This is a genomic window from Bacillus sp. AC266, from assembly GCF_979253805.1.
In genome coordinates this window covers 40,287-52,975 of the sequence record NZ_CEEDEC010000006.1, presented here as the reverse complement: position 1 = coordinate 52,975, position 12,689 = coordinate 40,287, and the positions used below count along the sequence as shown (strand labels likewise).

Genomic DNA, 12,689 nt, shown 5'->3' with positions numbered 1-12,689 from the left:
TAAAAGGATGTCAATCATTAAGTGACGGAAAATTACGATAAATTATTTATGTAAATTAAAAAATATAATTAATAAAGGGGAAAAACAAATGGAAATTCGCGAAAAAAAACAAAATAAAGTAGTAGTAGCAAAAAAAAGTATAGTAAGTTATATGAGGGAATTAAGAAGTAGAGTATCTGAAGAAAAAAAAGATGTCGATAGATTTTCGGAGCAGGTAGTATCTACTGATAGACGTAGGGGGGTATTAAATGGAAAATATGTAGATCGACTTGTAGTTTTCTTAAAGGGAACTGGATGCAGCATTATTAAAAAGAATGGCGGGTGTACTTGCTGTGGCTTTTATTCTATTTCCAATCTAGGTGATAAAATAGAAGATTCCTTTTATATTAAGGAGATTCACGAGATAATTAATGATAAAGATAACAAAATATCAGATTTTAATATAGTTTGTTTATATAATGACGGAAGCTTGCTCGTTGAGGAGGAATTAAGCTTTAAGGTATTAATCTATATGATTCAAACCTTAAATTCAATTGATTCAATAGAAAAAATAGTAATTGAAGCAAAGGTAAATGACATTACGGAAGAAAAGTTAAAAAAAATCAGAGAAGTTACGGATAAAGCGTTTGAAATTACAGTTGGCTTTGAATCAGCCAATCAAAAGGTAAGAGAATTATGTGTCAACAGACCGTTTACCAATGAAAGCTTTGAAAAAAAGGTAGAGCTGGCTAAGGCTTATAATATCAGTATAGTGCCGCTGTTAATGGTAAAACCGGCCTTTTTGTCGGAAATTGAAGCAGTTGAAGATTTTGTATCAAGCTTAGTATATCTGGAAAAATTCAATCTGGAAAGGATTGATATGGAATTACCAACCGTTGTAAGAGATACACTCAACTATGACTTATGGGCTAAGGGGATGTATAAGCCTATTACGTTTTGGTCTGTTATAGAAATATTACAGCGAAGAGCCAAACTTGATTTAAAAGTGCCTTTTTATATCAGCCCAATGGTTTATTCGGTAGAAGCTGTTGATAAAGCTGGTAATTGCGATAAGTGCAATGAATCCATTTATAAAATGTTTGAGCAGTATAACGAAAGCGGAGATGTATCAATTTTTGATAAGGTTGATTGCGGTTGTAAAGAGAATTGGAAGCAAATGATGAATGAAACAAGTAGTATTAACAATCTTGAGGACAGAGTAATTCATGTATTAAATGAATTAAAAAGTAATCCTGTAAACTCTTAAAAAAGTTTTTAAACAAAAAATCCCTCCTGTTAACATACGTGTGTCAGCATATTCATGCGACACTTATCATAGGTATCGACATTGACAAAGAAGTACATGTAACCAGATCACAAGATCTTCGTGGGATTGAAGTTGCCAAGCCACTTATTGGTTAACCTTGGCACAGTTCCTTCGTAAGAAGGGAATAAGGGAATAAGTGTTGTTCTTGTTAGCCTCACGCATGTTAATAAGAGCAAAGAGCTAAATGATAACTCCCCAACATCTGACAAGATCAAGTGCCGGTCGTCAAGGTACTAGTTTATTATCAGATGTTGGGGACCTTTCACGTTATTCTCATCCTCGACAAATTCAAAAACCGGATGGTTTTTTGGGGAAAACATAAGGGCAAAACAAAAAGGTGCCACCATATTTTATCGTCCCAATTTACTCTAGTAATTGAATTAGCTACCTGTCGTAGAAATCCCTTTTAAAAATCAGAGAAAACGGGAGTATTCGAGACAAAATGATTAAAAATTTAAGGAGTAATGAATTAAGTGGGATAATTGCTTACAATAAAAACCAGGAGGTTATTCTATCATGTCAATCATTCAAAACATAAGAATATATTTTAAAGAATACTTGGCAGATTATAAAAAAGAAATAGTGCAAATATTCTTTCTGCTCGCTATAGGAATAGGTATCAGCATTACTCTTCCGATTATAGTTAGTATTTTTATTGATAGTCTAGATAATAGCAGCTATCAAAGTGACTTTTTTATAAGTCTTGCCGGTATCTATCTAGCTATGCTTTTTGTAAAAATAATAGTTGAAACAATTAATTCTTATATCAGTGAACGTTTGGGATGGACGATTAGTAATAAATTAAGAGTCAATTTGGTAAGGCATAGTATTGATCTGGACTTTAACTTTCATAAGAAGCATAAAACAGGAGAGATGATCGAAAGAGTGGACGGAGATGTTACTTTTCTATCAAATTTCTTTTCTATGTTTTTGGTTAATATAATCGGTAATTCCATATTTGTATTGCTCATTATTACTATGTTTTATATAAAAAGCGGACTGATAGGCATATGTTACAGCATAATAGCTATTTTTGCATATTTTGTATTCTTATCTTTACAAGAGAAAATTGTGAAACTATGGACTGCATATAGAGAAGATGAAGCCCAATTATATGGTTATATACAAGAAAGTATTTCTGCAAGAGAAGATATACTTGGAATAGGGGAAAAAAATTATTTTAAAAGCTTATTAAAAAAATATTTACATAAAACAAAAGTAGATTTCAGAAAAGCTGTTGTTATAAGTAATATTCCGACTTCTGGTTTTTTTGCGCTTCTAAACGTTGGAGATTTAATAGCAATTGGTATCGGAGTCTATTTGTTTTATAAAAATGAAATGACAATGGGGACTATTTATCTAATAAGCACTTATGTAGGCTTGCTGAATAGACCTTTTATAGCGCTTCGATATGAGTTAGAAAATTTGCAAAAAATAGGAGCATCTTTAAACAGAATTTCAGAATTATTTGCTTTTCAAAGTAAAATAAGCACCGGAAATATAAAGCTGAATAAAGAAAAACTTTCCATTGATGTTAAAAATGTATCCTTTTCGTATGGAGATACTCCAGTTTTAACAGATATTTCGTTTCAGGTAAAGCAAGGGGAAACAATCGGCATCGTTGGTAAGACAGGCAGCGGGAAAACAACATTAATTAAATTGCTTGCGAAAATGTACGACATAGAAACAGGAAGTATATTGATCAATGACAAGAATATAAAGAAATTAGATGTAAAGGATTTTTACAAGCATATATGTTTTATATCCCAAAACAGTAGAATTTTTAACGGCACTGTCTATGAAAACTTAACATGCTTTGATTCCTCTGTCAGCCATAAAGAAGTAAATGATGTAATAGAAAAAATTGGGCTGATTGACTGGGTAGCTAGTTTGCCAGAGGGCATTCATACAGTCATCAATCATTCTATGCTTTCGGCAGGACAGGAGCAGCTTTTGTACATTGGAAAAGCATTTCTCAATGAAGCACAGCTCTATATTTTTGATGAAGTAAATTCGAAATTGGACGAAAAATCGGAAGATAAAATTTTCCAAGCATTAAAAAAGTTAACGTATGATAAGACCGTTTTTATTATAGCTCACAAACTGAAATTGCTTGAACTAGTTGATAAAGTGCTAATACTTGAAAATGGAAAAATTAAACTTTACGATGAACGCAAACATGTATCAAACAGAATTATAGAAGGGAATCTGTAAGATGTATAAAATATTAAAAGTTGCGCTAAAGCATACATTATTAATTTACTTGTTTGTTGTATTATTTGATGCTATTTCCTATTCAGTTATTTTTACTATTACTGGGATAGCAAGGCGGGATATTTTTAACGAATTGCAGGGCTTGGAAACCATTATCAATCTTAATATAGTAGCATTAGTTATTTTGTCTACCTTAGCACCTCTCGTTGTTAACGTTACGAAGCAAATAAATGGATATTTATTTTCCACAGCACAGCAAAATATAAGTAATAACTTAAAGGAATACATATATAAAATCATTTATAAGTTACCAATAAATAAAAAGTTTAATGATACTTCAGGAGAAGTTATTACCCGTTTTCGTGATGACAACGCAGATATAGTCAATTTTTTTACTGAAATATATAATCAAACTCCAAAATTAATGATGTCAATTATTACTCTAATCATAATGTTTAAAATAAACACTTTCTTAACCATTATCAGCGTAGTACCGTTGCTTATCGTAATATTTACAATACATCTTATTCAAGGAAGACTTGTTAAAAATAAAAGGCTGGCACGTCAGTCTACGGATAAAGCAACACAGTTTTTAGGTGATATATTTAGTTCCTTGGATACAATAAAAGTATCGGATAAAACAGAGGAATATGTGGAGCATTACAAGGAATTATGTGAGTCCAGAGGAAGATATTCCATTAAGGATGCATTTTTACAAAATCTATTATCACTTTTTTCTTTGAATCTAATGTTTTTCGCTTTGGCTGTGATTCTTTTCTTTGCTTATAATGCGATTAAAGCTGGTACTTTTACGATTGGTGATTTTATTTTATTTGAGTATTATTTCTGGTTCTTAACAGATTTACCAGGAGTATTTAGCAGTGTATACAGCAAATATAAGCAATTGGCTGTTGCTAAGCAGAGGATACAGGAACTTGACCTATTAGCAGATACAGAAAATAATACTATGAAGCACAGTGACAGCGTTAATGGAATCTTTATTCAAAACAAATATGAGATAAAGAAAAATGAATTGTGCTTAATAAAGGGGAAAAATGGCAGTGGAAAAAGCTTGCTTTTAAAGAATATTTTTACGAATCAATCGAATGAAATTTGTTGGCTGACAAAGGATGGATATGCCAATAATATATCAATGAAACCGCCGCAAATATGCTATCTTTCTCAAACGACACGCTTATTTTCAGATACAATAAAAAATAACATCTGCATGGGATTAGAATACGATGAAAAGAAGTTTTTGGAAGTATTGAAAGTGGCAAGCTTAGAACATGAATTTCAACAAGGGAAGCTGGGGTTAAACACCCATGTGGGAAATAGTGGAGATCAACTGTCAGGCGGACAGATTAAAAGACTAGCATTAGCCAGACTGCTTTATAGGGAACCAGAGGTTATTTTATTGGATGATTTAACAAGTGGATTAGACGTAGTGACGGAACAAAGAATAATGGGAAATTTAAAGACGTTAAAAAACAAGATTATTATTATAGCGTCTAACAGCGTTCAATTAAATCAATATGCAGATAAAGTTATTTCAATTGATTAATGGGAGGAGTAAGCTTATATGTTAAATGAGATAAAGCCATTTTACAGCAAAAAGAATGTATGTATCGAAAATATTTACACTTCAATGTGTAAAGCATTGAATAGAAATGATAAAGATATTTATGCATATTCGTGGAATTTTGGTTATATACAACACAATGAAAGTTTTGCCAGAAAAATTAAGTTTAGCCGGGATGGTCAAGCAATCAATACGGAACAAAGCTATGCATTTGAGAAATATTGCGGGATAAAACCGATTTGGCATATGAATTGTGATATGGAACATTTTATTGATATCGTTAAAAAAGAGTTGGAAGCAAATCGGCCTATCGGTTTAGGGATAGATATTTTTTCCTGTAATTGGCATGTGTTTGCAAATAAATATCATTTTGTGCATTATTGCTTGATAGTTGGGATAGATGACCAGGGTTTCATATGCATTGATGATACTTTGGCTAGTAATGATGGTGTTTTAGCTGTATCACCAAGGCCAGAGAATGTAAGAATTGATTTTAATACATTTAAAAAGTATAACTTTGGTTTTGTAACGTTTGAAATCACATCTGATATTCCGTATGTTTCCTGTGATGAGCTAATTTACTTATCTGTGCTTAAAACAATGACTGGATTTAATGGAATTAGTGATTTTGATAATATGAGAAGTCTGCTGTTGGATATCGAACAGCATTTCGATATTGATAAAGAAATAGGAGAAACGAATGATATAAGAGCAATAGAAGTGATTCGTTCGTTCGGATGCATTGCATGGAGTAGGAATAATTATAGTATGTTCTTAATGGATAAAAAAGACCACAGCAATTTTGACATTATATATATAGCAGGCAAAATGACCGAAGCAGCAGCTTTATGGGAAGCAATAAGTAATTATATTTTGAAATATGCCCTTGATGGAAAGGACGGTAAGTTTAACAAAAAGCTGGTATGTGATCAATTGAATAAAATTATTACACTAGAGGAAAATTTGGCAAAATATATAGTAAAAGAATTTGAAACAAAGAAATATTTACAAAATATTTAGAAGTGTGAGTTAAGAAGAGGAATATTTTAATAATGATTTGGAGGATAGAAAATGGTAGTGAATACGAAGGAAATAGATAACGAAAATGTATATGAGGAGTTAGTGGAAACTTATTTAGTGAAGAACGCCTTTCAAGAGCCTAAGCTAGAAATTAAGATAATTGGTGAAGTTTTAGAAAATAAATCAAATGAAAACAGATATGAAGAAGTTATGAAATGGTTAAGTGAAAAAAGACCAATTCAATATTATGCGGGCTATACTTATACCTTCGATAAAAAAATTATTATAGATAGAAATGTAATGATACCGGGCCCAGAAATGGATATTTTTATCAATACAGCAAAGAAATATATGATGAATTGTCATAAGGTTATGGAATTATGTACAGGAAGTGGGGTTATTCCTGTTATGCTGGGAATGGAATATCCAGATGTAGATTTTTATGCATCTGATATATCAGATAAAGCATTAAAAGTTGCACAGGAAAATATTAATTTTTATCAATTAAAAAATGTTCATTTGTTAAAAGGAAGTATGTTTGAACCGTTTGAAGAACAAAATAAAACAGGATTTGATATGCTGATATCAAATCCGCCTTATGCTAAAACAGGGATTATAGGAGATTTAATCCCGCAATTGAAGGATAATGCTCCTAGAATATCTCTTGATGGTGGAGAGGACGGCTTAGATTTTTATAGAATCATACTTGCAAATGCGCATAAATTCTTAAACAAGAATGGATATATTATTTTTGAAAACGGAGAAGACCAATCAGAAAAGATACAAGAATTATTTATTCAAAACGGCTTTAAGGTAGTTGAAGTTGTTAAGGATTATATTGATATAGAAAGATTTATTGTAGGCAGGCTAGAAATCTAGCAAAAGAGGCTGTCGCAAAATAGAATTTAAAAGCCGCATATAGTGCATATGGATGAAGTGGTTCTTCCGACATATTGTATAAACACCTATTTTGCAACAGCGCTTTTCCAGGGGGATAGAACAATTACTTTCGGGAGTGTTTTTAATGAATAATAAATGGCCTATTACAGGATATGCAATGCATACAGCCGCGGGTACAGAGTGCAATTTTAATTATGAAAGAAATATTGGCTTTACAGAGTCAAAGAATTCTGATTGGACAAATTGCGTTAATCAAAATGATATTCAGAATGTTTGCGAAATTATAAAAAAAACAATAGACCGTGCAATTCATAATGCAAGGCTTGATATAAGCTCAGATTATATTATAAGTTTAATCATTGCATCTAATTTTTTTGAAAATACTTTTTGGGAACAAGATGAAATGAAGACAATGAAAGATGAAAATTATATTACCACATATTTAAAAGATATTTATCCTATCAATGGGGTAATTGTATGCAATTCTACTGCGTGTTCCTCCGGTGGAAGTGCCATTGTTACAGCGTGTCAAATACTTGATGATAATAAAACGGATGTTGTTATTGTATTAGGCTATGATATCGAATCGGAAATTCCTAAAAATGGAATGAAGAGAGTAGGAGCGTTGTCAAAGGATAAAATTGCACCCTTTTCTTTGGGGCGAACAGGTACAGACTTAGCGGACGGAATTGGTGTAATGATTATTGAAAGCTCCGAAATGGTAAAGGCAAGATCTGCCACAGTACATGCTAGTATTGTGGGATACGGTGTGAATAGTGATGCTTATAATATTACTTCTCCTGAACCATCTGGTACTGCATTATTAAAAGCAATGAAAGGTGCCATCAATATGGCTGGGATACCCATAAATGAAGTTGACTATATTAATGCACATGGCTCCGGAACAAAGCTAAATGACATCATAGAAACAAAAGTGACTAAGGAGCTTTTCAAAGAGCATGCGTATGAGTTGTATATTAATTCCTCAAAATCAATGATTGGACATACATTAGGAGCAGCCGGTGTAATAGAAGTAATCATTACCATTATGCAAATGGATCAGGGGATTATTCATCCGACAGCTAATTTTTTAGGTAATGACGTAGAATGTGATTTAAATTATTGTTTTGAGGAGAAAATAGACTGTTACATAAAATATGCAATTTCGAGTTCAATCGGTTTTGGGGGTACCAATGTTTGTATTTTGTTAGAAGGGGGTAGGAGTTATGCAGAAAAGTGTTGTTATAACTGATACAGAAGCACTATCACCTTTTGGCAATACAATCAATGAAACTTTTAATAGCTGGATGCTTGAGAAGAATATTTTAAAAGAAAAGTTTAATGTTATATCAAATTTTGACTTTTACAGCTATTCTTACAAAGTGAAGACTCGGATTGATAGGTGCGGACAGTTATGTATTCGAACAACTGCCCAGCTTATCAAGGAAAAATCCTTGTGTGATAAGGATAGAATCGGCCTGATTACAGTATCAACTTATGGATGCTCTGAGTCAAGGAATAATTATTTCAGCCAATTAAAAACCCTGGAGAATACACAGTATGCCAGTCCTAAGGATTTTGTTCAGTCGATATGCAATATACCAAATTCCTTAGCAACTATTGAATGTGGTATCAGAGGACTTACCAACCATTATGTAGGAGCATCAGATGCTTCATTGACAGCACTTTGGCAGGCAGCTAAATGCGTGAAGGATAATATCGCAGATGAAATAATAATTAGTTCATTTGAAACAATCACAGAGGCACAAAAAGGGTTTCTAGTCGAGAATCAGCTTGAAGAGGTTAAATTTAGTGAAGCAGCAGCAAGTGTTAAAGTGCAATTAGGAGAGAATATTGATAAGAAGCTGGTATTATTTGAAGTATTAGGAATTGGTTTCGGAGTTGGTCCTAAAACAGAGGAGGCAGTGGAAATTGCGATAAACAATGCTATGAAAGACAGCAAGATTAGTGAACAAGACGTTTCTTTTATCGTATCGAATTCTAATTCCATCAGTGAATTTAACAAAAACGAAAAAAGAGGAATTGAACATTTATTTAGTAATTCCGTACCCACTTTTATGATGAAAGCTTATATAGGCGAATGCTTTGCTCCTTTTTCATTTTTAGCTATGGCAATATTAAGTAAGATGGCTGGTTACTATTTACCTAATAATTTGTTTTTGGAAGCGGATGCTGGGAATGCAAGCTATTTGTATTATGATAACGTTTTAATAGAAAAGGGAAGCATCCTGTTATTAATAGGATATAATGAAATGGGTAGTGCAGCAGCAGTATGCTTAAAATATGGACAGTAAGGGAAGCTCTCTATTCATAGATGTCAATGAATTAAAAATATAAAAAACATTTCTTTATCTTGAGTTTCTGCAAACGGTTCTGGTGCAAAAACTCACAGACTATTGTAAATAGTCTTCTACATTCGGATATACTGATATGTATGACTCTAACAAAGGTGTGTGATCAGTATGGAAAAGGAAAATTTGTTCAAATGGAAGCATTATCAGCCTGAACTCATCTTATTAACAGTAAGATGGTACCTACGGTATAATTTGAACTTTCGTAACCTGGTAGAAATGATGTAGGAAAGAGATCTATCAATTGCTCACACAACAATTATACGTTGGGTTCATCAATATGGACCTCAATTAGAAGAGAAAGTACGATGTCACCTTAAGTCCACAAATGATTCATAGAAAGTTGATGAAACCTACGTGAAAGTAAAAGGGGAATGGATGTATTTATATCGCACAGTCGATTCAGAAGGGCATACAATTGATTTTCATCTTAGTCAATCAAGGGATAAACAAGCAGCCAAGAGGTTTTTTAAGAAAGCCTTGTCCTTTTCATATGTTTCTAAACCTCGTGTGATAACAGTAGATAAGAATTCCGCCTATCCTGTAGCAATTCAGGATTTAAAAGAAGAGAAGCATATGCCTGAAGGGGAATTGGTGCAATTAAAGGTTATTTTAGACAGTAATTCATAACTAATCGAATAACGAGGGAGAGTAATATCTCCCTTATCCAATATAGTTGTAATTCCAGTAATAATCCCTATTTCCCTTTTTCGGGGGGGATGTGCAAAAATACCCACTTATTAAATTATCACAAAAAACTAGGAGGAAATTAATTATGGCCACATTACAATTATTTAATTTATTACAATTTATTGGTGGTATTATTCTATCAGTAGGCTACATTCCACAAATCATTAAAATTTTTAAAACAAAATCAGTACAGGACTTTTCACGAATTTATGTAGGTGGAATCTTCACAGGGGTACTATTCATGGAAGCTTACGCTGTTTACATGTGGTTCGTAATGCATACTGCTGGCGCGTTTATGATTACAAATACAATCTCTTTACTTCTATCAGGTTTAGAGTTCTTCTTAATTTTCCTGTACTACAATAAAAGTAATAACAACGGACTAGGGGTAAAGCCGCATGCCCATCAACTTAAGAGTGGAAACACCATAAACTCTCATTTATATAAATGAAGAAACCCTTAAAATATGTAGTATAATTAAAAATACACATACTAAATAAACCTAAATAGGTATCGTTTTTTTAAATTATCCAGCTTTCTTTTATTTCCAAACCCATTATACTTATAGACAACACCCATAATATCAAAGATAGTTCTTTTCTCATATCGATGAGATTTCCGTCCATTCTTCTGTAGGAGGGCGAACAGACGGACTAGGAGCTTTGTTATGTCTTGGGTGTTTTTGTATATCGCTTGATATAACAACGAGACATGTTCTTGAATCATTCCAATGGCTTTATATTCACTTAATTCCTTTTTGTTCTTTTGCAACAGAAGTTTCCGCATCTTAAACATTGTAGAAGAACATATAAAAATGTCAATAAGTCTTCCATATACATGACACTATAATCGTTCTTGTTTGATGTTTTGCCAGTGATGAATTTGAAATAAGGATTTCCATGTTTTAAAGATAATTTCTATTTGCCAACGAAGAGAGTAAAAATCGTGTATTTGTTCCATCGGAACAATTTCTTCAGGTGTAGTTGAGACATATATGTTGATACCAGTTAATCGTTTACTCTTTTCTGAAAACGTAATGCCCTTTTTACTTTCTATATAGATTTGTTTCTTTCTACGTTCCAGTATTTGTTTGTCTGTTAAACGATAGATAATCACACGCGTGAATAGTTTTTGGTTCTTTCCAATGTAAGCTTCTTTTATTTCATATGTTTGACCGGATTTTAAATTGTTCATGATATGTTCTAAGTCCACTTTGATCTATTGTGATTGCTTTTTTACGGCCCCATTTCGAAAGTATTCTGGAAATGGATTTTTTATATACACGGTATGGTGTAATTTTAATCTCTATATATAGTAGGCACCTCGTTGATCCATTTGATCTAAGTCTTCTAATGAGAAATACCTATTTTAGTTCTTTGAGTCATTGAAGCATAATAAATCTAACAGTATAATCATTTTTCTCTGTTAATAGTTTATCAATTTCGTAAGTGATGCCTGCATTCTCTTTAAATATAAAAATCATTAATGATGGTTTTAACTTCTTTGTTTTTCATCAGTTTAGTTACATTATCGGTATCTTCTATATTTATATATTTTTTTAAATTACTCATTTGTTACCCCTTCTTATTGTTTTGATCCATCTTTTTTATAAACAAATAACTATCTAATTTTAAATATTGATAATATCTTTTCAACGATATTTTAGTCTTAAAACCAATTCTAGCAATTAATTCACTTTCAGAAAGTCCTTGTTTAATAAGGCGAAGAATAAATGTGTTCCTCATCTGCTGTACAGAAATACGCCTATCTAATTCTGCTCGTTTCACTTCAAGTCGAATCATCTTTTGTATAGCAACCTCAGACAAAGCCTTTGGCGCATCTATTTCGTACACCCAACGATATGTTCCACGATTAAAATCAAATGCCACAAATAGGGGATCATCAGTAAATTGTCTAGGTCTTACAGGATCCGGGATAGTTTTATAGCATTTGTAGGGCTGCTTCGAATCATCCTCTGATAATGATATAGACCTATTTATGCCATTCTCTCCACGAACCACTATGGTATTTCTAGCAAACTGTATATGGCTCATATTAAGCGATACAAGCTCTTGCAAAGACAGACCGTATACTATTAAATTAATTATACAAGCGTTCCTATCCATGATTAGAGGCCGATATTTAGCTTGTCTTTCTGTTAACCCTTTTGTTGATAGAACAGTTTGTTTTAAAAGCGACTCTTCTAATTCGGTAATAAAATCATTGTCATTTAGTGATTGATCCGGAATTAAAGAGCGATGAATATCATCTAATGGACTAACTATACCTAAAAACATGTGTAACTTATTTAAAACCACCCATATTCTGTGCCTTGTTTTAAGAGAATAATCTCGTTTGTTTTCTAACATTGAGAAATTAGCTTGATAATCATCTGCGGATATTTCATTCCATGATTTGATATGTAAAAGCAACTTATTTTCATTCAACCATCTATAAAAATCTTTAATATCGTATGCATAGCGCTGGATTGTAGAATGTTTTCGACCTTTTTCACTTAAATATGTAGAGAAAGCTTCTAAAGTTTTCTCTAAGCTAATTGTCTCGTTCAATATAATCACCTAATTTTTTTGGATATATTATAACA

At 32.3% G+C, this 12,689-nt stretch carries 9 protein-coding genes and 2 pseudogenes; 9 read left to right on the top strand and 2 right to left on the bottom strand.

The window, feature by feature from the left end:
* The first annotated feature begins 88 nt into the window (after window positions 1–88).
* From AC0IXC_RS22310 to AC0IXC_RS22270, 9 genes and pseudogenes are all read left to right on the top strand, one after another.
* Window positions 89–1,246: a radical SAM protein gene (locus AC0IXC_RS22310; protein ID WP_471653329.1), complete on the top strand. Its 1,158-nt coding sequence runs from the start codon at window positions 89–91 to the stop codon at window positions 1,244–1,246.
* Window positions 1,247–1,822: 576 nt separating this feature from the next.
* The gene (locus AC0IXC_RS22305; protein WP_471653328.1) at window positions 1,823–3,520 is read left to right on the top strand and encodes an ABC transporter ATP-binding protein; all 1,698 of its coding nucleotides are present in this window, start codon (window positions 1,823–1,825) and stop codon (window positions 3,518–3,520) included.
* A 1-nt stretch (window position 3,521) separates the two neighbouring features.
* A complete protein-coding gene (locus tag AC0IXC_RS22300; RefSeq protein WP_471653327.1) occupies window positions 3,522–5,084 on the top strand; it encodes an ATP-binding cassette domain-containing protein in 1,563 nt (520 codons plus the stop codon).
* 18 nt (window positions 5,085–5,102) lie between these two features.
* On the top strand, window positions 5,103–6,122 hold the full coding sequence (locus AC0IXC_RS22295; protein WP_471653326.1) for a cysteine peptidase family C39 domain-containing protein: 1,020 nt from the start codon (window positions 5,103–5,105) through the stop codon (window positions 6,120–6,122).
* 51 nt (window positions 6,123–6,173) lie between these two features.
* The gene (locus tag AC0IXC_RS22290; RefSeq protein ID WP_471653325.1) at window positions 6,174–7,001 is read left to right on the top strand and encodes a HemK/PrmC family methyltransferase; all 828 of its coding nucleotides are present in this window, start codon (window positions 6,174–6,176) and stop codon (window positions 6,999–7,001) included.
* A 145-nt stretch (window positions 7,002–7,146) separates the two neighbouring features.
* Window positions 7,147–8,274, top strand: a complete 1,128-nt coding sequence (locus AC0IXC_RS22285) for a beta-ketoacyl-[acyl-carrier-protein] synthase family protein (protein WP_471653324.1) — start codon at window positions 7,147–7,149, stop codon at window positions 8,272–8,274.
* Window positions 8,249–9,337 carry a hypothetical protein gene (locus tag AC0IXC_RS22280; RefSeq protein ID WP_471653323.1) on the top strand — a complete coding sequence of 363 codons (1,089 nt, stop codon included), beginning with the start codon at window positions 8,249–8,251 and terminating at the stop codon, window positions 9,335–9,337. The genes AC0IXC_RS22285 and AC0IXC_RS22280 overlap by 26 nt, the downstream gene beginning before the upstream one ends.
* A 168-nt stretch (window positions 9,338–9,505) precedes the next feature.
* A pseudogene (locus AC0IXC_RS22275) lies at window positions 9,506–9,982 on the top strand (IS6 family transposase); the annotation flags it as partial.
* A gap of 187 nt (window positions 9,983–10,169) precedes the next feature.
* Complete coding sequence (locus AC0IXC_RS22270) at window positions 10,170–10,535, top strand: SemiSWEET family sugar transporter (RefSeq protein WP_471653322.1); 366 nt, start codon at window positions 10,170–10,172, stop codon at window positions 10,533–10,535.
* Between the two features lie 41 nt (window positions 10,536–10,576).
* Here the strand turns inward: AC0IXC_RS22270 and AC0IXC_RS22265 are convergent.
* A pseudogene (locus AC0IXC_RS22265) lies at window positions 10,577–11,446 on the bottom strand (IS4 family transposase); the annotation flags it as partial.
* A 212-nt stretch (window positions 11,447–11,658) separates the two neighbouring features.
* Window positions 11,659–12,663 (bottom strand): tyrosine-type recombinase/integrase, encoded by a 1,005-nt coding sequence (locus AC0IXC_RS22260; RefSeq protein ID WP_471653321.1) that lies wholly within the window; start codon window positions 12,661–12,663, stop codon window positions 11,659–11,661.
* Between the last annotated feature and the right edge of the window lie 26 nt (window positions 12,664–12,689).

Coding starts and splice junctions, on each gene's coding strand:
- AC0IXC_RS22310 (WP_471653329.1), top strand. CDS start 89: ATGGAAATTCGCGAAAAAAAACAAAATAAAGTAGTAGTAGCAAAAAAA.
- AC0IXC_RS22285 (WP_471653324.1), top strand. CDS start 7,147: ATGAATAATAAATGGCCTATTACAGGATATGCAATGCATACAGCCGCG.
- AC0IXC_RS22295 (WP_471653326.1), top strand. CDS start 5,103: ATGTTAAATGAGATAAAGCCATTTTACAGCAAAAAGAATGTATGTATC.
- AC0IXC_RS22270 (WP_471653322.1), top strand. CDS start 10,170: ATGGCCACATTACAATTATTTAATTTATTACAATTTATTGGTGGTATT.
- AC0IXC_RS22280 (WP_471653323.1), top strand. CDS start 8,249: ATGCAGAAAAGTGTTGTTATAACTGATACAGAAGCACTATCACCTTTT.
- AC0IXC_RS22290 (WP_471653325.1), top strand. CDS start 6,174: ATGGTAGTGAATACGAAGGAAATAGATAACGAAAATGTATATGAGGAG.
- AC0IXC_RS22305 (WP_471653328.1), top strand. CDS start 1,823: ATGTCAATCATTCAAAACATAAGAATATATTTTAAAGAATACTTGGCA.
- AC0IXC_RS22300 (WP_471653327.1), top strand. CDS start 3,522: ATGTATAAAATATTAAAAGTTGCGCTAAAGCATACATTATTAATTTAC.